Annotated in this window: 14 protein-coding genes and 1 tRNA gene; 10 read left to right on the top strand and 5 right to left on the bottom strand. The window is 63.5% G+C overall.

What is annotated here, in order from left to right:
* Positions 1 to 77 precede the first annotated feature (77 nt).
* From DLM85_RS17425 to DLM85_RS17395, 6 genes are all read left to right on the top strand, one after another.
* On the top strand, positions 78 to 1,427 hold the full coding sequence (locus DLM85_RS17425; RefSeq protein ID WP_111479389.1) for a hypothetical protein: 1,350 nt from the start codon (positions 78 to 80) through the stop codon (positions 1,425 to 1,427).
* 87 nt (positions 1,428 to 1,514) lie between these two features.
* Positions 1,515 to 1,587, top strand: a tRNA-OTHER gene (locus DLM85_RS17415).
* Positions 1,588 to 1,852: 265 nt separating this feature from the next.
* Positions 1,853 to 3,019 carry a 1-deoxy-D-xylulose-5-phosphate reductoisomerase gene (locus tag DLM85_RS17410; RefSeq protein WP_111479422.1) on the top strand — a complete coding sequence of 389 codons (1,167 nt, stop codon included), beginning with the start codon at positions 1,853 to 1,855 and terminating at the stop codon, positions 3,017 to 3,019.
* A 48-nt stretch (positions 3,020 to 3,067) separates the two neighbouring features.
* Positions 3,068 to 3,487 (top strand): four helix bundle protein, encoded by a 420-nt coding sequence (locus DLM85_RS17405; RefSeq protein ID WP_111479388.1) that lies wholly within the window; start codon positions 3,068 to 3,070, stop codon positions 3,485 to 3,487.
* A 7-nt stretch (positions 3,488 to 3,494) separates the two neighbouring features.
* Positions 3,495 to 4,886 carry a M50 family metallopeptidase gene (locus tag DLM85_RS17400; RefSeq protein ID WP_111479387.1) on the top strand — a complete coding sequence of 464 codons (1,392 nt, stop codon included), beginning with the start codon at positions 3,495 to 3,497 and terminating at the stop codon, positions 4,884 to 4,886.
* A gap of 176 nt (positions 4,887 to 5,062) precedes the next feature.
* Positions 5,063 to 5,560, top strand: a complete 498-nt coding sequence (locus tag DLM85_RS17395; protein ID WP_133257119.1) for a DUF6702 family protein — start codon at positions 5,063 to 5,065, stop codon at positions 5,558 to 5,560.
* Positions 5,561 to 5,827: 267 nt separating this feature from the next.
* On the opposite strand, the gene DLM85_RS17390 is transcribed toward DLM85_RS17395, so the two are convergent.
* Both DLM85_RS17390 and DLM85_RS17385 read right to left on the bottom strand, forming a co-directional pair.
* Positions 5,828 to 6,505: a hypothetical protein gene (locus tag DLM85_RS17390; protein WP_111479385.1), complete on the bottom strand. Its 678-nt coding sequence runs from the start codon at positions 6,503 to 6,505 to the stop codon at positions 5,828 to 5,830.
* Positions 6,506 to 6,590: 85 nt separating this feature from the next.
* Entirely contained in the window at positions 6,591 to 8,597 is a 2,007-nt protein-coding gene (locus DLM85_RS17385; protein ID WP_111479384.1) for an OmpA family protein, read from the bottom strand.
* Positions 8,598 to 8,988: 391 nt separating this feature from the next.
* Between DLM85_RS17385 and lon the strand changes: the two genes are divergently transcribed.
* The 4 genes from lon (at position 8,989) to DLM85_RS17365 (ending at position 15,493) form a co-directional block, all read left to right on the top strand.
* A complete protein-coding gene (gene lon, locus DLM85_RS17380) occupies positions 8,989 to 11,496 on the top strand; it encodes an endopeptidase La (protein ID WP_424321696.1) in 2,508 nt (835 codons plus the stop codon).
* A gap of 352 nt (positions 11,497 to 11,848) precedes the next feature.
* Complete coding sequence (porQ, locus tag DLM85_RS17375; protein WP_243636015.1) at positions 11,849 to 12,868, top strand: type IX secretion system protein PorQ; 1,020 nt, start codon at positions 11,849 to 11,851, stop codon at positions 12,866 to 12,868.
* 332 nt (positions 12,869 to 13,200) lie between these two features.
* Positions 13,201 to 14,625, top strand: coding sequence for an ATP-dependent protease ATPase subunit HslU (gene hslU / locus DLM85_RS17370; RefSeq protein ID WP_111479382.1), 1,425 nt, complete (start codon positions 13,201 to 13,203; stop codon positions 14,623 to 14,625).
* Between the two features lie 136 nt (positions 14,626 to 14,761).
* Entirely contained in the window at positions 14,762 to 15,493 is a 732-nt protein-coding gene (locus tag DLM85_RS17365) for an SDR family NAD(P)-dependent oxidoreductase (protein WP_111479381.1), read from the top strand.
* 51 nt (positions 15,494 to 15,544) lie between these two features.
* Here DLM85_RS17365 and DLM85_RS17360 read toward each other — a convergent pair whose 3' ends face one another.
* The 3 genes from DLM85_RS17360 to DLM85_RS17350 all read right to left on the bottom strand — a co-directional run bounded on the left by DLM85_RS17360 (position 15,545) and on the right by DLM85_RS17350 (position 21,961).
* Complete coding sequence (locus DLM85_RS17360) at positions 15,545 to 16,969, bottom strand: RagB/SusD family nutrient uptake outer membrane protein (RefSeq protein ID WP_111479380.1); 1,425 nt, start codon at positions 16,967 to 16,969, stop codon at positions 15,545 to 15,547.
* A 23-nt stretch (positions 16,970 to 16,992) separates the two neighbouring features.
* Positions 16,993 to 20,196 carry a SusC/RagA family TonB-linked outer membrane protein gene (locus tag DLM85_RS17355; protein WP_111479379.1) on the bottom strand — a complete coding sequence of 1,068 codons (3,204 nt, stop codon included), beginning with the start codon at positions 20,194 to 20,196 and terminating at the stop codon, positions 16,993 to 16,995.
* A 244-nt stretch (positions 20,197 to 20,440) separates the two neighbouring features.
* A complete protein-coding gene (locus DLM85_RS17350) occupies positions 20,441 to 21,961 on the bottom strand; it encodes a RagB/SusD family nutrient uptake outer membrane protein (RefSeq protein WP_133257117.1) in 1,521 nt (506 codons plus the stop codon).
* Positions 21,962 to 21,969 lie beyond the last annotated feature (8 nt).

Below are 21,969 nucleotides of genomic sequence, written 5' to 3'. Positions count from 1 at the left end.
CGCCGGCGGCCCGGTTAATTTTCGGCGGACGAAGAGCATCTTCCGCCTATATTTCCTCGATTCTACTCTGGTTACGGATGGATTTACGTGTCCTCTACGATACCCTGCGGCAGCGTCGACGCCCCGAGGATGTGGCCGATATGCTGCTGCCCTTGTTGCAGGCGGAACTGACGCCGCAGCAGCGGGCGACCCTGGAAAAAGCCGCCCGCCATTCCATCCGGCGGAGCGTGTGGCAGTACACCGCCATGCAACAGACTTTCCGCGCGGTGGTCGGGGCCGACAAGCAAGCCGGCAAAGCCGCGGAACTGTTTCGGGTAACGCCCGACCCCGCCGCCCGCTTCGACGACCCCGCCGCCGTTGAAACCCTGCTGCGGGAGCTGAATCCGCTCATCGGCAAGGAATTCGACCACCACCACTACGAGGCCGACCGGCTCAACCGGGAAGCCCGCCGCGCCGCCGGCCTCGACCTCTCGAAGCGCCGCTACAACAAGCTGTTCCGCAGCCTGCGCCACCTGGAGCAGAAGCTGTTCCGCCTGCTGCGCGAGTACCGCAAGCTGGAGCAGGAACAGGTAGCCAAGCACAAGTTTGCGCACCGCATCAGCTACGAGGAATTTGCCCGCGACCCGGCCACTGCGGCCTTTATTGCCTACTACACGGCCCGCTGCAACGTGCGCAGCGAATTCACCAACCAAAGCCAGCAGCGCCCCTACGACGAAGTGGCCCACATGCTGTTTCTGCGGCTGACGGGCTCGGGCCTTGCCCCGACGACCGCGGCGCCCAACTGGTGGGCCGTGGCCCAGGTGTACCCCGCCCCCGAAGTATTGGCCCAGCTCACCGAGGCTCAGAAAGGCGAGCTGCTGGGCCAGTGGGCCACTTTTCTGACCGATCTGGCCGATTTTCTGGGCGACATCTGGGCGCAGAACGACTTTCGGGCCACGACGATGGTGGTGAAGCGCGGCGACGACTCCTCGACCTGGAATGCGGCGGCTGGCGCCTGGAACAAGGCCCGCGACAGTTGGCTGAACCTGCTCTACGCGCTGGGAATGGAGTTTGTGCTCGATGAGCTGTGCTTTGGCAAGGTCATGCGCCTGATGGCCGCCGACGTAGCCTTCTGGCACCGCAGCAGCGGCGGCGACCTGGACCCGAACACGGCCGTGTGGGCCGAGCTGCCATTTCCCTGGGAGGTGCTGGCCGGCACGGCCCGCTGCACCCGCACTCAGGTAGAAAACGTGTGCCGCCGCGCCGGCCTCGATGCCTACAAAACCGGCTGGCTGGCCCCGCGCCCGCACGGAGTGGTGGCCTTCCAGCCCACCCCCGAGCTGGTACACGGCGTGAGCGTGGCGAATCCGTATCTTGCCGCCGTGCTCAAGCGTCACCGTTATTTCTCGGGCAAACCGGCGCAGCCCCTGCGGCCCGAGGATAATTAGCAGCATCCGGTGAGGTAGTTCAGTGGAAGAATACCCGGCTCTATCACCCGGGCGGCCGCCGGTTCGAGCCCGGCTCTCACCACCAACTCTGGTATAGCTCAGTGGAAGAGCGCCCGGCTCGCTTTCCGGGTGGACGCCGGTTCGAGCCCGGCTGCCAGAGTCCTTTTTTTACCCCGATAAGCCGCCCGTTACTCGCCGTTGCTGCTCCCGGGAAAGCATCGCCGCCCATGCTGGGCGCATCAACCACAGATGAGCGCCGCGTTCCTGGGTTGCCGCATTCGGGTCGCGCGGCCTGCCTGAGCCGTTGTCAACGGACGATGCCGCGGTAGGACTGCGGCTTAGCTCGGGCCACATGCGGGCCCGGCCGCCGAACCGCCTTACCTTTGCCAGACGACCCGCCGCGGTCGGCCGCCGACCTCCTGCTCATGACCTCTTCCCACCCCCGCTCCCTGGCCCTGCTGGGCTCCACCGGTTCCATCGGCACCCAAACGCTCGACGTGGTGCGCGCCCAGCCCGGCCGCTTTCGCGTGGCCGTGCTCACGGCCCAGCGCAGCGCCGACCTGCTGGTGCTGCAGGCCCGCGAGTTTCGCCCCGCCGTGGTCGTCATCGGCGACGAGGCCCAGTATGCGGGCGTGAAAGCGGCCCTGGCCAATCAGCCCGAAACCACCGTCATGGCCGGCGCCGCCGCTTTGACCGAAGTGGCCGCCCGCCCCGACGTGGACGTGGTGCTGACGGCCCTGGTGGGCTACGCCGGCCTGCTGCCCACGCTGGCCGCGCTGAAAGCCGGCAAGACCATTGCCCTGGCCAACAAGGAAACCCTGGTGGTGGCCGGGCAGCTCGTCACCAGCCTGGCCCGGCAGCACGGCGCGGCCATCTATCCCGTCGACTCCGAGCACTCGGCAATCTTCCAGTGCCTGGTGGGCGAGCAGCCCGACGCGGTGGAGAAAATCATCCTGACGGCCTCGGGCGGGCCATTTCGCGGCCGCTCGGCCCAGGAGCTGGCCCAGGTTACCCGGGCCCAGGCCCTGAAGCACCCCAACTGGGACATGGGCGCCAAAGTCACCATCGACTCGGCCTCCCTGATGAACAAGGGCCTGGAGGTTATCGAAGCCAAGTGGCTGTTTGGGCTGACCAATGAACAGATCGAGGTGGTGGTGCACCCGCAGAGCATCATTCACTCGCTGGTGCAGTTTCGCGACGGTTCGCTGAAGGCCCAGCTCGGCTTGCCCGACATGAAGCTGCCCATTCAGTACGCGCTGGGCTACCCCGAGCGCCTGGTCAACGACTTCCCGCGCTTCAGCTTCCTCGATTACCCCACGCTCACCTTTGAGCAGCCCGACGGGGCCACGTTCCGCAACCTGCCGCTGGCCTTCGAGGCCATGCGCCGCGGCGGCAACGCGCCCTGCGTGCTCAACGCCGCCAACGAAGTAGCCGTGGCCGCCTTCCTGCGCGAGCAAATCGGCTTTCTGCAGCTGCCCGAGGTGGTGGAAAGCTGCCTGACGCGGGTTTCGTACCTTGCCGAGCCTTCCCTCGACGACTACGTGCAGACCGACGCGGAAACCCGCCGGGTGGCGGCGGAGTTGGTGAAGTAGTACCAGTTGTCAGTTGCGAGTTGTTAGTTGTCAGTCAAATTCGTTACCATGCTCGACCGTCCGTACACCGACTTGCTGGTGTGGCAGCGCAGTCGGGCGCTGGTGGCCCTGATCTACGACCTAACGCGCAGCTTCCCGCGGGAAGAGGTGTTGGGACTGACCAACCAGATGCGAAGGGCGGCGGTTTCGGTGCCATCGAATATCGCGGAAGGCTGCGGCCGTCAGCACGCCCGCGACACGATTCAGTTTCTATTTGTGGCGCGCGGCTCCTTGTTCGAACGGGAAACGCAGTGCTACCTCGCTGCTGACCAGCATTACCTGAATACGGAGCAACTAACGACGACCTTAGCCGCTCTTGATGAATGCCGCAAGCTTCTACAAGGCTTCATTCGCTACTACAAAACGCTTACGCCCAAGTCGTCCGGCGCAAAACCGACTGACAACTCTCAACTGACAACTGACAACTGATTCAAGAATGGAAATTTTAATCATGGTCGGCCAGCTGCTGCTGGGCCTTTCCATCCTGGTGGGCGTGCACGAGGCCGGGCACATGATTTCGGCCAAGTGGTTCGGCATGCGGGTGGAGAAGTTCTCCATCGGCTTCCCGCCCAAGATTTTTGGGAAGAAAATCGGCGAGACGGAGTACATGATCGGGGCCGTGCCCCTGGGCGGCTTCGTCAAGATTACCGGCATGGTCGATGAGTCCTTGGATACCGACGCGCTGAGCGGGCCGCCCAAGCCCTACGAGTTCCGGGCCAAGCCGGCCTGGCAGCGCCTGATCGTGATGCTCGGCGGCATTATCGTCAACGTCATCACCGGCATCGTCATCTTCTCGGCGCTGACCTTCACCTACGGCGAGGACTTTCTGCCCGCCAAGGAGGCCGAAAAGTTCGGCATTGCCCCCAGCAAGCTGGGCGAGCAGCTGGGCTTCCGCACCGGCGACAAAATCGTGAAAATCAACGGCCGCCCGTTCGCCGAGTTCAACGACGTGTACGCCCCCGACGTGATTCTGGGCAACGGCAGCTACTACACCGTGGAGCGCAACGGGCAGCTGCTCGACGTGCCGGTGCCCAAGGACTTCATGGACCGCCTCTCCGACAGCGAGGAAGCCTTCTTCGTGGCCCCGCGCGACCCGTTTGTGGTGGAGGAAGTGGTGCCCGGCGGCCCGGCCTCCAAGGCTGGCCTGCTCCCCGGGGACCAGATTACCCGCGTCGGCGCGCAGGATATCCGCTTCTTTTCGGAACTGCAGCAGGCCCTGGCCCTCAACGCCAACCGCGTGGAGAAACCCTCGCTGCTGCAGCGCGTCGTTAACGGGGTAAGCGGCAAAACCACCCCGCCCGCCCCGGCCGACAAAATCACCGACGTGCAGGTGCTGCGCAGCGGCGCGCCCGTCACGCTGCGCATGCGCATCGACGAGGACGGCAAGGTGGGCTTCCGGCCCAAGTCGCTGCTGAGCTTCAGCAACCGGCAGTTTGGGCTGGGCGAGTCGATTCCGCGCGGCACCAAGCAGGCGTTTGGCGTTATCGGGGCGCAGCTGAAGGCCTTTGGCAAGATTTTCCGCGGCGAGGCCTCGGCCCGCAAGTCGCTGGGCGGGCCCATTGCCATTGCCCAGCAGTACGGCGGCAAGTTCGACTGGCAGAAGTTCTGGTTCCTGACCGGCATGCTCTCGATGGTGCTGGCCTTCATGAACCTGCTGCCCATTCCGGCCCTCGACGGCGGCCACGTGATGTTCCTGACCTACGAAATGCTCTCGGGCCGCAAGCCCTCCGATAAATTCCTGGAAAACGCCCAGAAAGTGGGCATGGTACTGCTGCTGAGCTTGATGGTGTTCGTGTTCTTCAACGACATTTTTAAGTCGATTTTCTAAGGATACAGCGGGGTGGAGCGCGGGCTTTGGGCCGCGTCTGCCAGATGCCTGCCTCCAATTTTGCCCGGACAGACGCGGGCTAAAGCCCGCGCCACGGTGCGTAATGCCATCCTCCGCCGCGGAAGATGGCATTACTTTTTCCCCGGCGGTGTTGCAGCCGGTAGAATCTCCTGTTTATGCGTCGATTACTCGCCCTCGGGGCTTTGTCGCTGGTGCTGGTCACCGCCGCTTGGGCCCATGCCTACCACGCCAGCATTATGGAAGCGCGCGTCAATGCGAAAACCCAGCAGCTGGAAGTGGCCCTGAAAATCTTCACCGACGACCTGGAAGCGGCCTTGTCGGCCGGGCAGCCGCGGCACCTGAGCCTGGCCGAAACGCCCGCCGCCCGGCTCACGCCCCTGCTGGCCGGCTACCTGCGCCGCACTGTGGCCATCGGCACCCGGCCGGGCGAGGCGTTGCCGATAACCTACGCGGGCCAGCAGGTGGAGAAGGACGCGCACTGGCTGTACTTCAGCGTGAAGCTGCCCGCGGCGGCCCGCGGCCTGACGCTGCGCCACCGCCTGCTCATGGAGCAGTTCCCGGATCAGATGAACATCGTGAACCTCGAAGCCGGCGGCAAAAAGCAGAGCGCCCTCTTTCGCGAAGGCAACGAAGAGCAGCGGCTGAGCTGGTAGGCAGCGGGGAAACAGAACGGTCATCCCGAGGCGCAGCCGAACCGAAGGTCGACGTGGTCAAGCACTTGCCGTGCACCCCGCCCCAAACGAAAAGCGCCGCCACCGCCGTCCTGAAGTTAGGACGGCGGTGGCGGCGCTTCGGCATTGTTACACCTCTTCGCAAAGCGTCTGCACTTCGTAGGCAGCGGCGGTGCAGGATTCGAGGCGGGGCCTTGGCTTCGGCTTCCTCCGGTTCGCCCTGCTCGGGATGAGGGCTACAAAACGACGCTACTCCCGCATCTTCTGGCCCAGCCCGATGCTCAGGCCCAACGACACTTCCAGCCCGCCGGGGGCGTACACGATGCGGTGCGCCAGCCGGTCCACGGCGTCGGGCTGGTCCTGGCCGGCGTCCATGTGGTAGCGCATGGGGTTGCCGCTGACGCGGATGCCGTAGCCCATGCTGCCGATCAGGCCCACGCGGCCGGGGCGGCGACCGGGCTGCCAGCGCAGGCCGGAGCGCAGGTGCAGCACGGTGGTGGGGCGCACCGTGAGCGTGCCGACGCGCGTCCCGTCGCCCTCGTACCAGTCGTCGCCACCGCCTTCGCGCAGCTCAATCTCGCTCCAGCCGCCCGAGCGCACCACGTTCAGCCCGAGGTAGGGCGACATGCGCCGTTCCGGTGCGAGGAAGTAGCGCGCCCCCACGCCCAGCTTGGTGCCGCTCAGCCCGATGCCGGTGCCCGCGTTCAGATCGAGGCGGCGCGTGACGAGGTGACTGATTTCCAGGCCGAAGGCGTAGGGCGCATCCCAGCCCATCGACAAGCCCAGGGCGGTGGCGCGGTAGCGGGTGCTGGCCGGCAAATCAGCCGGGGCCTGGGCGGTGGCCGCGCCGGCGGCGGTCAGCAGCAGGGCCGCCGCGGCCAGGCCGCGCTGGCGGGCGAAGAAAAGAGCGGGAAACGGTGAATCCATAGCACGAGAGGGGGCAGGTCGGGACAATAGAAGCGCGGGCACAGCCTGGGGCTGCGCCCGCGGGCTGACATGATGATGTGAGGCCTTAATTCCAGCCGCCGGCTTCCTTGGCCTGCTTCTGCTCGGTTTCGGGCTTCACCAGGCGGAACTCCACGCGCCGGTTGGTGCGCATGTCTTCTTCGGTGCGTTCCTCGCGTAGCGGCACGGTACTGCCGTAGCCCCGGCTTTCGATGCGGTTGGGTTTGAGCTTGCCCTTCGCTTCGATGTATTTGCTGATGGCGTCGGCGCGGTCCTGCGAGAGTTTCTCGTTCACGTCCGGGTCGCCGGCGGCGTCGGTGTGGCCGGCAATGCGCAGCCGGGTGTCGGGGTGGTCCACCATAAACGTCACGATGCGGTCCAGCGTGGGGTGCATGGCGGTGCGGATAGTGGCCTTGCCCGCGTCAAACTCGATGTTGCGGAAAATGAGCGGGATGTTGTAGTCGATGCTGGTGGTCATCAGCTTCATCACCGTGTCGGCCTTCAGGTCGAATTTCTTTTCCACCGTGAAGTAGTCCGGGCTCTGAATCAGCATCACGTACTTCGAGCCGTCGATGAGGTCGAAGTCGAAGGAGCCGTCGGGGCGCACGTACTTCGAGGCCACTTCGATGCCGTTGTCCACGTCGATGATGCTGATGATGCCCCCCAGCGGCTTCTGCGTGACGGAGTCAATCAGGGAGCCTTCGACGTGGGTGGTGGCCAGCGGCTGGGCCTCCATCGGCAGCGGGAAGGAGTAGAGGTCCAGGTTCTTCATCTGCTTTTCCTCCGAGCGGGCGTAGTACAGGTTCTTCGAGTCCGCGTCGATGGTGAAGTAGTACTCCGAGCCCTTGCCGTTGACCAGCGGGCCGATGTTGATGGGTTCCTGCCAGTGCCCGCCCACGCGGTAGGCCTTGTAGATGTCGAAGTCGCCGAAGTTCAGCAGCTGCCCGCGCGACGAGAAATACAGCACGTTGTAGAGCGGGTGGTAGAAGGGGCTGACCTCACTTTCGCGGGTGTTGATAATCGGCCCCATGTTCTGCGCCTTGGCCCACTGCCCGTTCTTGAGCTTGAAGGTGAACCAGATGTCCGACAGCCCGAAGCCGCCGATGCGGTCGGAAGCGAAGTACAAGGTGTCCTCGGTGCGCGACAGGGTCGGCTGCGAGTCCCAGCCGGTGGAGTTGACGGCCATGCCCAGGCTCTGCGGCACCGTCCACTGCCCGTTCTTGAACTTCGACACGAACAGGTCGCAGTTGCCGTGGCAGGTGGGGCACTCGCAGCGCGAGAAGTACATGGTGGTGCCGTCCTTGGAGAGGCAGGCCGAGCCCTCGTTGTAGGGCGAGTTGATGGGCTTGGGCAGCGGCGTGGCGTCGAGCCAGGATTCGCCCTCGCGCTTGGCCACGTACAGGTCCTCATCGACCACGTTGTGAATGCCGCGGGTCTTGCGCTTGGAGGAGAAAATCAGCTGCTGCGAGTCGTCGTTGTAGCTCGGGCCGTAGTCCTCCACCTGCGAGTTGATGCCCGCGCCCATGTTGGTGTACACGCCCTTGGGTGGCCGGAAGGTGGCAATGTTCTTCCGGTACTCCACGATGTCGTAGTAGGTCTTGAGCGGCACGTAGAGGTCGGCGTCCTTCTGCTCCAGCGAGTCGTAGTAGAGCTGCACTTTCGTCACGTCCTGGCGGTGGTGCTTCAGGGCGAGGCGGTAGTAGGCCTTGGCCTTTTCCTCGTTGCCGGTGCGCTCGTACAGCTGACCCATGCGCCAGAGCATCATGTTGTTGCGGTAGAAGTTTTCGATGCCGAACTGCGCCACGTACTTCTCCAGCAGGTTGCGGGCGGCCGTCCAGTTCTTGCGCTTTTCGGCCTTGGCAATTTCGCGCAGCTGCTTTTTGTCCTCGAAGAAGGCAACGCGGTTGATGTTAGCGAAGTCGGGCGTGGCGTCGGGGCGCACGCGCAGCTGGCGGGTAATCTTGCCCTTGAGCGCCCGTTGCTGGTTGGGCAGGTTCTTCTGGGCCAGCGCTGCCCCGGATAATCCGAGCAGGCCGACGAGTAACAACAAATACTGGCGTATTAAACGAGGCATAGATCGAGCAGCGCAGAGCCCGGCGTGGGAGGCGAAAGGCCTCAAAAATATAGCTTTTCGGTGACGGAACACGAAAGTATTAGCCGATAGGAAGGTAGATGGCTATGAGTTTGGGAGGGAAAAGTAGGCGGAATTGAAAATTTGCAAGAAGTACGCGGCATTTGGCTGCTCTTCGGCGGTTTCGCCGGCGGTAGTTCCGCCCTTGTAACCTGCCGCCAACGGCCCGTTCGTTGCCCGCCGGGCCCGGCTCAGCGGCGGCCCGGCCGCCCTGCCGCAGTGGCCGCGCGTTTTGGCATGGCACGGCACTTGACAAAGCGGTATCTTCGTTTCCCGGGGAGCCTTTACGCGGCCCGGGGCTGCCATTCTGGCGCTGCCGCCCTTTTCCCTTGCTATGCCTAAAAAATCCGATCCGCGTTTGCCCGCCGGGCTTCACCTCATGACCGACGGCCCCGACGAGCTGGTGCAAGTCGTGTCGGCCGACCCGGAGCAGGGGACGCCCGAGCCGGGCGAAACGCCGGAAGTGCTGCCCATTCTGCCCGTACGCAACACCGTGCTCTTCCCCGGCGTGGTGCTGCCCGTCACGGTAACGCGCAAGAAGAGCATCCGGCTGGTGCGCCGCGCCTACCGCGGCGACAAGCTGGTGGGTGTGGTGGCCCAGAAAACCGGCAACGCCGAGGACCCGGCCATTGCCGACCTCTACGAAGTGGGCACCATGGCCCGCATCCTGAAGCTGCTGGAGCTGCCCGACGGCAACACCACCATCATCATTCAGGGCCAGCAGCGCTTCCGCATCGGCGAAATCACCCAGAGCACGCCCTACTTCGCGGCCCGGGTGGAGTATTTGCCCGAGCTGATGCCCACGCGCTCGACCAAGGAAATCAAGGGCCTGGTGGCTTCGCTGAAAGACGCGGCCACCAAGATGCTCAAGCTCAACCCCGAAATTCCGCAGGAAGCCCAGGTGGCGCTGGACAACATCGAGTCGCCAGCCTTTTTGATTCACTTTCTGGCCTCCAACCTCAACGTGGAAGTGGGCCAGAAGCAGCAGCTGCTGGAAATCAACGAGGGCCAGCAGCGCGGCACCCGGCTGCTGGAGCTGCTGCTGAAGGAAATCCAGCTGCTCGAAATCAAGCACGAAATCCAGAACAAGGTCCACACCGACCTCGACCAGCAGCAGCGCGACTATTTCCTGCGCCAGCAGCTGAAGGTGCTGCAGGACGAGCTGGGCCAGGAAGGCCCCGACCAGGAGCTGGACAAGCTGCGCGTGCGGGCCAAGGACAAAAAGTGGCCCGAGGCCGTGGCCAAGCACTTCCAGAAGGAGCTGGACAAGCTGGGCCGCATGAGCCCCATGGCCGCCGAGTACCCGGTAAGCCTGAACTACGCCGAGTTCCTGCTCGATTTGCCCTGGGGCGAGTACACCAAGGACAACTTCAACCTGACGCGCACCCGCAAAATCCTTGATCAGGACCACTACGGCCTGGAAAAGGTGAAGGAGCGCATCCTGGAGTACCTGGCCGTGCTCAAGCTCAAGCAGGATCTGCGCGCCCCGATTCTGTGCCTCTACGGCCCCCCCGGCGTGGGCAAAACCTCCCTGGGCCGCAGCATCGCCACGGCGCTGGGCCGCAAGTACGTGCGCCTGAGTTTGGGCGGCGTGCGCGACGAGGCCGAAATCCGCGGGCACCGCAAAACCTACGTGGGCGCCATGCCCGGCCGCATCATCTCGCAGATCAAGAAAGCTGGCGCCTCCAACCCGGTGATGATTCTGGACGAGGTTGACAAGCTCAGCTCCGACTTCCGCGGCGACCCGCAGGCCGCCCTGCTGGAAGTGCTCGACCCCGAGCAGAACTCCACCTTCACCGACAACTACCTGGAAGTGGAGTACGACCTCTCGCGCGTGCTCTTCATTGCCACCGCCAACTCGCTCGACTCCATTCATCCCGCCCTGCGCGACCGGATGGAAATCATCGATTTGACGGGCTACACGCTGGAGGAGAAGACGCAGATTGCCAAAAAGCACCTCTGGCCCAAGCAGGTGACCGAGCACGGCCTCACCGCCAAGGACGTGAGCATCAGCACCAGCGCCGTGCAGCGCGTCATCGACGACTACACCCGCGAATCGGGGGTGCGCAGCCTGGAGCGCAAGCTGGGGGCCCTGGCGCGCAACATTGCCAAGCACAAGGCCATGAAGCAAACCTTCCCGGCCAAGCTGGAGCCCGAGGACGTGAGCAAAATCCTGGGCGCGGCCATTTTCGACCGCGACCTGTACCAGGACAACGACACGGCCGGCGTAGTCACGGGACTGGCCTGGACGAGCGTAGGCGGCGACATTCTGTTCATCGAAAGCCTGCTGAGCCGGGGCCGGGGCAAGCTCACCCTCTCGGGCCAGCTCGGCGACGTGATGAAGGAATCGGCCGTAACGGCGCTGTCGTACCTGCGCAGCCGGGCCGAGGAGCTGGGCATCGACTACCGCCTGTTCGATCAGTACGATTTGCACATTCACTTCCCCGAGGGCGCCGTGCCCAAGGACGGGCCGAGCGCGGGCATTGCCATCTTCACCAGCATTGCCTCGGTGTTTACGCAGCGCAAAATCCGCTCCCACCTGGCCATGACCGGCGAAATTACCCTGCGCGGCAAGGTGCTGCCGGTGGGCGGCATCAAGGAGAAGGTGCTGGCCGCCAAGCGCGCTGGCATCAAGGACATCATCCTGAGCCACAAAAACCGCAAGGACATCCAGGAAATCCCCGCCGAATACGTGAAGGACCTGCGCATTCACTACGCCGACCGCGTCGACGACGTGCTGCAGGTGGCCTTGCTGGACGAACTGGTGCCCAAGCCGCTGAAGCTGGTGGTGCGCGAGGAAGAAAAAGCTCCCGCCCCGCTGCACGAAGTGGAAGTACAGTAAAGCCGGCCGGTTTTAGAGTAGCGTAGCCCCGCTTCGGCAGCCAGTCGGAGCGGGGCTACGCTTTCCTTTTCAGGTCAGGATGATGGACGAGGCCGGGGTCGGCGGCAAGCAGGACTTCCTGCGTTTTTGGGGCGCGCGGCAACCGGATTTGCCGGCGAATCCGGCGGAGCAGGAAAACCACTACGAGTAAAGCCGGGACGGTGTATCATAAAACCGCCAATGCAGCGTTAGGCTCGCGTTTCCCTGTTGTATCTTAGCTGTGATGATTCGACCCGTACGCCGCCTGTCTGCCTCCCCGTTATCAGCGAATTATCAGCGCAATCAGCGGTCCTGGCTTCGTGCTTTGTTGGTTGTGCCCGCCTTTGCCGGCGGCCTCACGGTTGCTCACGCCCAGGTGGGCGGGCAAAGCGTCTTCTCTTCGCTGAACCTGCCGCCCGCCGCCTACCTGGCCGGCGTGGGCGGCATGAGCGTGTCGGGCCGCACCGCCGACCCGAACATGCTCTACGGCAACCCGGCCCTGCTCAACGCCGATATGGACGGCCGCCTGGCCCTGAGCTACGGCGGCTACCTCGGCGACATCAAGCAGAGCACGGCCGCCTACGTGCGCAACTCCGCGAAGCTCGGTCGCTGGGGTTTCGGCCTCTCGTACCTCAGCTACGGCGACTTCGATATGTACGACCCGGCCGGCAACCCCATGGGCAAGTTTTCGGTCAACGACTACCACCTGAGTTTGAGCAATGCCCACGAAGTCGGGCCGTTCACCATGGGCGCCACGGCCCGCTTCGCCGTGGCCGGCATTGCCGGCAACCACTCGCTGGCCACCCTGCTCGATGTGGGCAGCGTGTTCAAGCACCCTGAAAAGGACTGGACGGTGGGCCTGGCCGTCAAGAACCTGGGCTACCAGGTGAAGCCCTTCGACGGCAGCAGCCGCGAGCCGCTGCCCTTCGACGTGCAGCTGGGCACTTCCATCAAGCCCGAGCACATGCCGGTGCGCTTTACCATCACGGCCCACCACCTGCAGCAGTTCGACATCGTGTACCTCGACACCCTGCAGAGCCGCACCCAGAGCCTCGACGGCACCACCAAAGTGCCCAAGAAGAGCGTCGGCGACAAGATTGCGCGCCACTTCACGGTAGGCGGGGAGCTGCTGCTGGGCAAGGGCTTCAACATCCGCGTGTCGTACAACCACATGCGCCGCCGCGAGCTGCGCCTCGACAACACTTCCGGCGGCGCCGGTCTGGCTTTCGGCGGCATGCTCCGGCTGGGAGCCTATCAGTTCGAGTACACCCGCGCCATGTACCACGTCTCCGGCGGAGCCAACTACATAACCCTGACCCGCAACGTGGACGAGCTGTTCGGCAAGAAGGACTGAGCAAGGCTAGTATTGGCCAGCGGCGGCACCCGCGGTCATTGCGAGGTGTAGCCGAAGCAATCGGTCCTGGCCAATGGGCCAGCCGTAACCTGAGCACTGCCCGAAACCAGCATCAGCGCGGTTTCGGGCAGTGCTGTTTTGGGTAGTGCTAGCTGAGCCGTCGTGCCGCGAGAGGAAGGATGGACGCCGCTTGATGCGCGGAATGACGGCGGGTGCTGTCGTCTGCCAGAACGGCACGCTGCCGGTTTCCGCCATCATTTTTGCAGCCGGGCAACCCTACCGCTGCGGCTTAGTATCTAGTCGGCAGCGGCGCTACTCCGCTTTTCCCGCTTATGCTCGACTCCGCCACCTTCCTCACGCCGGCCCAGATTGTGGCCGAGCTCGACAAATACATCATCGGCCAGCACGACGCCAAGCGCAACGTGGCCATTGCCCTGCGCAACCGCTGGCGCCGCCTGCACGCCCCGGCCGACATGCAGCGCGAAATCGTGCCCAACAACATCCTGATGATTGGCTCGACGGGCGTGGGCAAAACCGAAATTGCCCGCCGCCTCGCCGCCATTGCCGATGCGCCCTTCACCAAGGTCGAGGCCTCCAAGTTCACCGAAGTCGGCTACGTGGGCCGCGACGTGGAAAGCATGGTGCGCGACCTGGCCGAGCAGGCCGTAAACCTGGTAAAGCAGCGCCGCAAGGAAGCCGTGAAAAGCCAGGCCGCCCAGGCCGTGGAAGACGCCATCCTCGACGCGCTGATTCCGCCGCTGCCGGGCGTCGGCAGCTCGGTCGTGAAGCCCGGCGGCCTGGGCTTTGGCGGCAGCACCGGTGCGGGCCCCGACGACATGCCGTCCTCCGACCTGGAGCTGAACGAGCGGACCCGGGAGCGGTTCCGCGAAAAGCTGCAGCGCGGTGAGCTGGAAGAGCGGTTTATCGACATCAAGGTGCAGCAGGGCGGCAGCCCCGGCATCGGCCTGATGGGCGGGCAGGCCGGCCTCGACGAAGCCTCGCTGCAGGGCTTGCAGGACATGCTCGGCTCGATGATGCCCAAGAAGACGCGCAAGCGCAAGGTCACTATTGCCGAGGCCCGCAAAATCCTGCTCGACGAGGAAGCCGCCAAGCTCATCGACATGGACGAAGTGAAGGACGAAGCCATTCGGCTGGCCGAAAACGCCGGCATCATCTTCATCGACGAAATCGACAAGGTGGCCTCCTCCAACGCCAACAAGAGCGGCCCCGACGTGAGCCGCGAAGGCGTGCAGCGCGACCTGCTGCCCATCGTCGAAGGCTCGGCTGTGACCACCAAGTACGGCGTAGTCAACACCGACCACATCCTCTTCATCGCCGCCGGCGCCTTTCACGTCAGCAAGCCCTCCGATTTGATTCCGGAGCTGCAGGGCCGCTTCCCCATTCGGGTGGAGCTGCAAAGCCTGACCAAGGAGGACTTCTACCGCATCCTGAAAGACCCCAAAAACGCCCTTACCAAGCAGTACGAAGCCCTGCTCAAGGCCGAAGACGTGGAGCTGACTTTCGACGACGCGGCCCTGGAGCAGCTGGCCGGCATTGCCTTCGAAGTCAACAGCGAGGTGGAAAACATCGGCGCCCGCCGCCTGCACACCGTTATGAGCCGCCTGCTCAACGACATCCTCTTCGACGTGCCCGACCGCATCGGCCCCAACGCCCACATTCAGGTGACGCGCGAGCTGGTGGAGCAGCGCCTGCAGGGTATGGTGCGCAACCGCGACCTGAGCCAGTACATTCTGTGAGTTAGTGTGCTGGTGAGGTGGTGAAATAGTGAGTCGAGGTTCAACGGCCACCCCTTTCCCGGCGTATTTGCCGGGGAGCCGGGCGCCAGAACGGATACTCCCCGTTTCACCACCTCACCATTTCGCCATTTCCCACATGCACTACTACATCATTACCGGCGCCAGCCGGGGCCTCGGCCGGGCCCTGGCCGAGGCCGTGCTGCAGCAGCCCGATACGCACGTGCTGGGCGTGTCGCGCCACGCCACCATCGAGCACCCGCGCTACCAGCACCAGCCCCTCGACCTTTCCGACATCGTGGCCGTGCAGAACAACCTCTACAAGCTGTTCCCCGCCCGCCCCGACGCCGGTAGCCTGACCCTGGTAAACAACGCCGGCGTGATGGGCGAAATCAGCTACGCGGGCGAGCTGCCCAACGAGCACTACGAGTTTGTGTTCGACGTCAACGTCATTGCCCCGGCCATGCTGATGAACACCTTCCTGAGCGCCTACGGCAGCCTCACGTGCCCGCGCACCGTGCTCAACATCAGCAGCGGCGCCGGCCAGCGCCCCGTCGACGGCTGGGGCGCGTACTGCGCTTCCAAGGCCGCCCTGGACATGCTCAGCCAGGTGGCGCAGAAGGAGCAGGACCAGCGCGGCCGCGGCGTACGCATCCGCAGCCTCGCGCCGGGCACCGTGGATACCGACATGCAGGCACACATCCGCGCGGCGGGGGAGGGGAGCTTCAGCGAAGCCGCCCGCTTCGTCGGCTTGCACCAGGACGGCCAGCTGGCCGATGCGGGGCAGGTGGGCCAACGAATAGCCGCCTGGCTCCGGCAGCCGGTTGCCGCGGCCGAGCCGGTTTGCCTACGCATCAACGAGCTGGCATAAAAAAAGCCCCGACCAGTCTGGTCGGGGCTTTTGCTTGGGGGAAGTTCCCGTTTAGTAGTTGGGGTTCTGTTCCACCAGGTTCTGCGTGGTCTGCCGCTCCCGCTGCGGAATGGGCCACAGATTGCGGTACGTCTGCGTTACATCCGTGCGCACCGTCTGCACGGTGTTGGTGCGGCGCAGGTCAAACCAGCGGTGGCCTTCGTTGGCCAGTTCAATGCGCCGCTCGCTCAGAATGGCCGTAATCAGCTGAGCTTGGGTCAGACCAGCGCGGGCAGCCAGGCCAGCGCGGGCACGTACCCGGTTCAGGTCCGTCAGTGCTTCAAACAACTGCCCATTGCGGGCGTACGCTTCGGCCCGGGAGAGCAGCACCTCCGCCGTACGAATCAGCAGCACGTTGTCGTCGCCGGTGACGCGGAAAAACTTCCGGGTAGCGCCCGTCGGGTTGGGAGACGACGCTACGTTGACGGGCAGGCGGCTGTCACCCGTTTCGTGGGCACCGGCCAGCGTAGTGGCCGGGTCCACCTCGTTGCGGCCGCCGTTGGCCGTCGGGAACCAGAAGAAGGCAATTTGGTTGGCATCCACGGCGTCGAACGGCAGTTCCCAGATGGCTTCCGTCGAGAATTTGTTGCTGAAGATGTTGGCGTAGATGCCTTCCAGCGGAACCGTCGTGCCGTAGGTGGCCTGAATCTGGTTGGCGTAGTTGATGACCTCCGCGTAGTTGCGCAGGCGCAGCTCCAGGCGCATGCGCAGGGCCAGAGCCGCTACTTTGCCAATCGAGGCGCGGGAGTTGGTGCTGCCGCCGCCACCCACTGCCGAGCTGTAGTTCGGCAGCTTGCTGATGGCGTAGGTGAGGTCAGCTTTGATGGAGTCGACCACCACGGCTTCGCTGGAGCGGGCCAGCGGCTGAATGGCCGGGCTGTTGATGTCGGCCGTGGGCTGCATGCGCAGGGGCACGCCCAGGCCGCCCGGGTAGCCGTAGCCTTCGGGCGTTCCGCCCCAGTAGCCCAGCAGGTTCATGTAATGGAACGCGCGCAGGGCCCGGGCCTGGGCTATTACTTCGCCCTTGGTGGTAAAGCTCGGGTCGGTAATCTTACGCCCTTCCACGATGACGTAGTTACAACGGTTGATGCCGCTGTAAATGATGTTCCAGATGCTGGCCAGCTCGGTGTTGTCGGGCAGGATGAGGTTGTTGGCAATTTGCGCAAACGTGGGGAACGTGCCGGTGTGGCGGGCGTTGTCGGCGCCCAGATCGGCAAACATCATGTAGCGCAGCCCCCAGTAGTTCACGCTCTGCACCGCGTCGTAGGAGCCGCGCAGACCGGCCTGTACGTCGGACGGCGTGCTCAGGCCGGTGCTCAGATCAAGGCTGGCCCGCGGGTCTACCTCGACGACGTCGTCGCAAGACGTGGTGCCGAAGCCCAGGGTGAGAAGAAAAGCCGCTGCGGAAGCTACACGGCGGAAAGTATGCTTATGCATTGCGAAAAGGCGAAGAAGGTGAATTAGAAGCCCAGGCTAATGCCCCCGGTGATGGTGCGGGCTTGCGGATAGGTGAGAAAATCCGTGCCCAGCGCGGTGTTCGAGCCGCTGAAGGTGTTGACTTCCGGGTCGAGGCCCGAGTAGTTGGTGATGGTGAACAGGTTCTGGGCCTGTACGTACACGCGCACCGAGCTCAGCTTGGCGCGGTTGGCCAGGGAAGGCGACAGGGTGTAACCCAGCACGAGGTTCTTCAGGCGGCCGTACGAGCCATCCTCGATGAAGCGGTCCGACACGCGACGGTTGTTGTTCGGGTCGCCGTACACCGCCCGCGGAATGTCCGTGTTGGTGTTGTTGGGCGTCCAGCGGTTCAGCACCGACACATCCTGGCCGTACACCGTGTTCATGCCTTGCGTGAACGAAGTCGTGTTGTTGTAAATATCGTTGCCAAGGTTCACCTGGATAAAGGCCGTCAGGTCGAAGCCCTTGTACCGCACGGTGTTGGTGAAGCCCCCAAACAGCTTGGGCTGCGCGTTGCCGATGATTTCTTGGTCGTCGCCTGTGATGACGCCGTCCCCGTTGAGGTCACGGAACTTGATGTCGCCGGGGCGGGTCAGGGCCGTCTGGTAACGGGCCGTGGCCACGCCGGTAGCGGCCACGGCCGCGCGGTCCAGGTTGTCAATTTCCTCCTGCGTCTGGAAGATGCCGTCCACGCGGTAACCGCGGAAGGACCCCAGCGCCTTGCCTTGCTCTACCCAGCTGGCAAAGCCGGCGGCGAAGGGCGTACCGTCAAGAATTTTGGTGACTTTGTTGCGGTTGAAGGTCAGGTTCAGATTCGAGGTCCACTCGAAGCTGCCCGTGCCGTCACCCTGAATGTTCACCGTGGTGATGCCCAGCTCCAGGCCCTTGTTCTCGATGCTACCCACGTTGGCCTGGTAGGAAAGGAAACCGGTGCTGCCCGGAACGAGGCGGGCCTGCAACAGGTCGCGGGTGTCGCGCTTGTAAGCGTCAGCCACGATCAGGATGCGGTTATTCAGCAGACCAAAGTCGATGCCCACGTTGGTTTGCGCCGTCCGCTCCCATTTCAGGTCGGGGTTTTCAAGCTGACCCAGGGCCAAGCCGCCTACCTGTTGGAAGTTGGCCCCCGTCGAAATCAGGCCGCGCGAAGCGAAGTTGCCGATTTCCTGGTTGCCGGTCTGGCCGTAGCTGGCCCGCAGCTTCAGTTCGCTGATGGCCGCGATATTCTTGATGAAGCTCTCTTCCACCAGACGCCAGCCCACCGACACGGCGGGGAAGTAACCCACGCGGTTGTTAGCGCCGAAGCGCGAAGACACGTCGCGGCGGATGCTGGCACTGAAAAGATATTTGTCGCGGAACGAGTAGTTCAAACGGGTAAGCAGACCCCCGATCCGCCACTCGTTTTCGCTGGATGATGCCCCCGTCTTCAAGGCACCGGCCGACAGCTGCTCCACGCTGTTGCCGGGAAAGCCCGACGCCTGCGCAAACACCTCGTTGAACAGGTCGCGCTGGTATTCGCCGATAAGCTGGGCGGTTACCGAGTGCGCGTCCGCAAACGTGTTGGAGTAGGTCAGCGCGCTGACGTGGTTCCAGTTGACGTCCTGCCGGTACGACGAGGTGCCCGAGCCGCTGGTACCGGCGCCGGTGTTGGTCGTGGTTGGGAAGAAGGTGTCGTCTTTGAACGTGAGGTAATCCAGGCCGAAGGTAGCGCGGTACTTCAGGTTCTTCAGAATGTCAAATTCGGTGTACTGCGAACCGATGATGCGTCCGCTGACGCCCTTGATGGTGGGCTCCAGCGCCGCCGCCACCGGGTTTTCGGTCGATGCACCGGGGTCTTTGTAGTAAGTACCGTCGGCTCTGCGCACGGGTACGTCGCTGGCTACCAGCGCCGCGGCGCTCAGCACCCCGTTGATGTTGTTGTCGTTGTTGATGCGGTTGTTCACCGAACGGTTCAGGCCCACGTTCAGGCCCATGCGTACCCGGTCGCTGATGCTGTTTTCCAGGTTGATGCGGGCACTGGCGCGCTTGAAGCCCGAGCCGAGCAGAATCCCGTCCTGGTCGAAATAGCCGGCCCCTACGCGGAAGCGGGTTTTGTCATTGCCGCCCGAAAAGGAAAGCTCGTAGTTGGTAATCGGAGCCGTGCGGAACACTTCGTCCGACCAGTTGGTGTTCGTCGCGCTCGACGGATTCTGGAACGTGGCTACGTCGCGGACGCCGTCGCCGTCGTCGTTGAATTGGTAAATCCCGCCGTTAACTGCCAAAGCACCCGAGCCAAACGCGTACGCGGCGGCGTCGGCGTAGCTGCGGAAGGGCACGCCAAACGCCGGAATGGAACCGTTGGCAGCGCGTGGGTAGCGGTTTTCAATCATTTCCAGGAACAGCTCGGTTTGCTGCTGTCCGCTGATGTTGTTCGGCTTTTTCCAGGCCGTCTGGGTGCCACGGTAGTAGTCCAGCGTGATGCGGGTTTTGCCCGCTTTGCCACGCTTGGTGGTAATCAGCACTACCCCGTTGGAAGCCCGCGAACCGTAAATAGCGGCCGACGCGGCGTCCTTCAGCACTTCAATCGACTCGATATCATTCGGGTTGATGTCCGACAGCGCGTTGGTCTGCTGGTTGCCGGTGCCGATGTTGGTGTAGCTACCGGAGTTGATAGGCAGCCCGTCCACTACGTACAGCGGTTCGTTGCTCGCCGACAGCGAAGCCGCGCCGCGTACGCGCACGGCAATGCCCGAGCCCGGCGTACCAGAGTTTTGCGTTACCTGCACACCGGCGGCCCGGCCTTGCAGAGCTTGGTCGACGCCGACGATGGGCTGGTTTTCAAAATCCGAAGCCTTCACCGTTGCGATGGAGCCGGTAATTTCCCGGCGTTCCTGCGCACCACCAAAGCCCGTTACGACGATTTCCGTCAGCTGCTTGGTATCGGCAGCTAGGCCAATGTTAACCTGCGTATCGTTGCCAACCGTACGCTCCGTTGCGATATACCCAACCGAGCTAATCTGAAGCACGGCGTCCGACGATGGCACGGACACGGTAAAGCTGCCGTCCGAGTTGGTTGAAACGCCGGTAGTGGTACCTTTTACCAGCACGGTGGTGCCGGGAATTCCTTCGCCAGTGGTTCTATCCGTAACCCGGCCGGAAATCTGACGGGTCTGGGCTTCCACCTGGTGCACAATCGCTGCCAAGGGAAGCAAACCCAGTAGAAGTTTATTCATGGAATGAAAAAGTGAGTGAGTGAATTGAGAAGCTGTATTCTAAATGTACTGTAGAGTAATCCTATTCCAATAAGATTAATGCATTTTTAATGGTAATACTGGCTAAATGGTGGTGATTTGTAAACGGTTGAGTGGTTTTCTTATCTGAAAAGGAATACCCATTTTAAATCAGGAATGTCCCAAAATGACAACGGCCCGATCGAATTTCGATCGGGCCGTTGAGCTTGGCTGACGCTAAACGAGCTTAGTAGGTGTCGTTCTGAACCAGGTTCGGATTGCGGGCAATTTCGTTGGCCGGAATCGGCAGGATGGACTTGGGGCTCTTCCAGTCCAGCTGCTGCACCGTCGACGTGGTGCCGTGGGCCGGCACGTTGCGCCCGTTGCGCAGCAGGTCGTAGAGGCGGTGGCCTTCAAAGGCCAGCTCGAAGCGCCGCTCCCGCAGCACGGCATCCAGGAACTGCTCCTTCGTGCTGAAGGTGTTCTTGGTGTAGCGCGCGGCGTTCAGCGGTCTGGAACGCTCACGCACCAGATTCAGCATGTGCAGGGCCGTCGTGTCGGTTTGCAGATCGGTGATGCTGCCGGCCAGCTTCACCAGCGCCTCGGCGCGGGTGAGCAGGATTTCCGGGTAGCGGATAATCGGAATCCAGGCCGCCACGTTGGAGCCACCGGCCGAGCCGTTGGGCAGGTCCGAGGTGTACTTGCGGGTCCACCAGCGGTTCGAGCGCAGCACCAGCATGTCCAGGCGGCGACGGTCCGTGTTGGTCGCGTTGGTCGAGCCGGTAGCCGGGCCCGGCAGCGCGTTGCGGTAGGGCGTCACCGTGATGTCGCCCGTCGTGGGCGCGTAGTGCTGTCCGATTGCCGCGTTGGTGTTCGGGTTATCTCCCTGCGACATGGCGATGAAGAAAATCGACTCGCTGGTGAGCGGCTGGTCGCCCCCGGCGGCGGTCTTGAATTCGGTAAACGCCGTGGTGTTCAGCTGGTGCCGGTTGGAGTTTACGATGTCGGCGGCGTAGCGCGCGGCGTTGGTGTTGTCGCCCTTGTAGAGGTACACGCGCGAGAGCAGCCCGCGGGCGGCGTCTTTCGTGGCGCGGGCAATGCTCACTCGCCCGCCGCCCTGCGACTCGGGGAGCTGATCAACGGCGCTCAGCAGGTCGCGCTCGATCTGGGCGTATACCTCCCGCACGCTGGAGCGGGCCAGCTGCTGATCGGGCTGGTAAGCTTCCGTGCCGTCGGGCGCCGTCAACTGAATCGGAATACCCAGGTGCGAAGCGTCGGCCGAGTAGTTGTAGGGCTGCGCAAACAGGTTAACCAGCGTGAAGTGGCAGAGGGCGCGCGCAAACTTGGCCTCGCCGATGTACTGGTTGTACCGGGCCGCATCCAGGCCCGCGCCGTTGCGCTTTTCCAGCTCCCGGATAACGTAGTTGGCCATGTACATGCTGCGGTAGCCGCCCGCCCAGGCACCCAGCGCAAATCCGTCGCTCGACGGAATGTTGCTGAAAGCCAGCGACGAGAAAGCGCCTGCCGGATCAACATCGTCGGAACGTACGTCGCTGTAAATCAGCGCGCGGCTGCCCAGGAAGTCGCCGTCCTGCAGGCCGTCATAGATGCCGACCACGGCCTTGTCGATACGCGCGGGCGAGCCGAACACGTCGTCCGGGCTGAAGTCCTGCGGCGAATCTTGCTGCAACAGGTCGCAGCCGGTGCTGGCTGCCGCGAGCAGGCCCAGGAAAGCGGCCCGCCGAACAAAAGGAAATATGAATTTCATGAACAAAG

This window comes from Hymenobacter edaphi, from assembly GCF_003258365.1.
Classification (GTDB): Bacteria; Bacteroidota; Bacteroidia; order Cytophagales; family Hymenobacteraceae; genus Solirubrum; species Solirubrum edaphi.
Note: the sequence above shows the minus strand (reverse complement) of the source record. Positions and strands in the feature narration are given on the sequence as shown.

Coding starts and splice junctions, on each gene's coding strand:
- hslU (WP_111479382.1), top strand. CDS start 13,201: ATGCTCGACTCCGCCACCTTCCTCACGCCGGCCCAGATTGTGGCCGAG.
- DLM85_RS17350 (WP_133257117.1), bottom strand. CDS start 21,961: ATGAAATTCATATTTCCTTTTGTTCGGCGGGCCGCTTTCCTGGGCCTG.
- DLM85_RS17355 (WP_111479379.1), bottom strand. CDS start 20,196: ATGAATAAACTTCTACTGGGTTTGCTTCCCTTGGCAGCGATTGTGCAC.
- lon (WP_424321696.1), top strand. CDS start 8,989: ATGCCTAAAAAATCCGATCCGCGTTTGCCCGCCGGGCTTCACCTCATG.
- DLM85_RS17365 (WP_111479381.1), top strand. CDS start 14,762: ATGCACTACTACATCATTACCGGCGCCAGCCGGGGCCTCGGCCGGGCC.
- DLM85_RS17405 (WP_111479388.1), top strand. CDS start 3,068: ATGCTCGACCGTCCGTACACCGACTTGCTGGTGTGGCAGCGCAGTCGG.
- DLM85_RS17410 (WP_111479422.1), top strand. CDS start 1,853: ATGACCTCTTCCCACCCCCGCTCCCTGGCCCTGCTGGGCTCCACCGGT.
- DLM85_RS17360 (WP_111479380.1), bottom strand. CDS start 16,969: ATGCATAAGCATACTTTCCGCCGTGTAGCTTCCGCAGCGGCTTTTCTT.
- DLM85_RS17400 (WP_111479387.1), top strand. CDS start 3,495: ATGGAAATTTTAATCATGGTCGGCCAGCTGCTGCTGGGCCTTTCCATC.
- DLM85_RS17395 (WP_133257119.1), top strand. CDS start 5,063: ATGCGTCGATTACTCGCCCTCGGGGCTTTGTCGCTGGTGCTGGTCACC.
- DLM85_RS17390 (WP_111479385.1), bottom strand. CDS start 6,505: ATGGATTCACCGTTTCCCGCTCTTTTCTTCGCCCGCCAGCGCGGCCTG.
- DLM85_RS17425 (WP_111479389.1), top strand. CDS start 78: ATGGATTTACGTGTCCTCTACGATACCCTGCGGCAGCGTCGACGCCCC.
- DLM85_RS17385 (WP_111479384.1), bottom strand. CDS start 8,597: ATGCCTCGTTTAATACGCCAGTATTTGTTGTTACTCGTCGGCCTGCTC.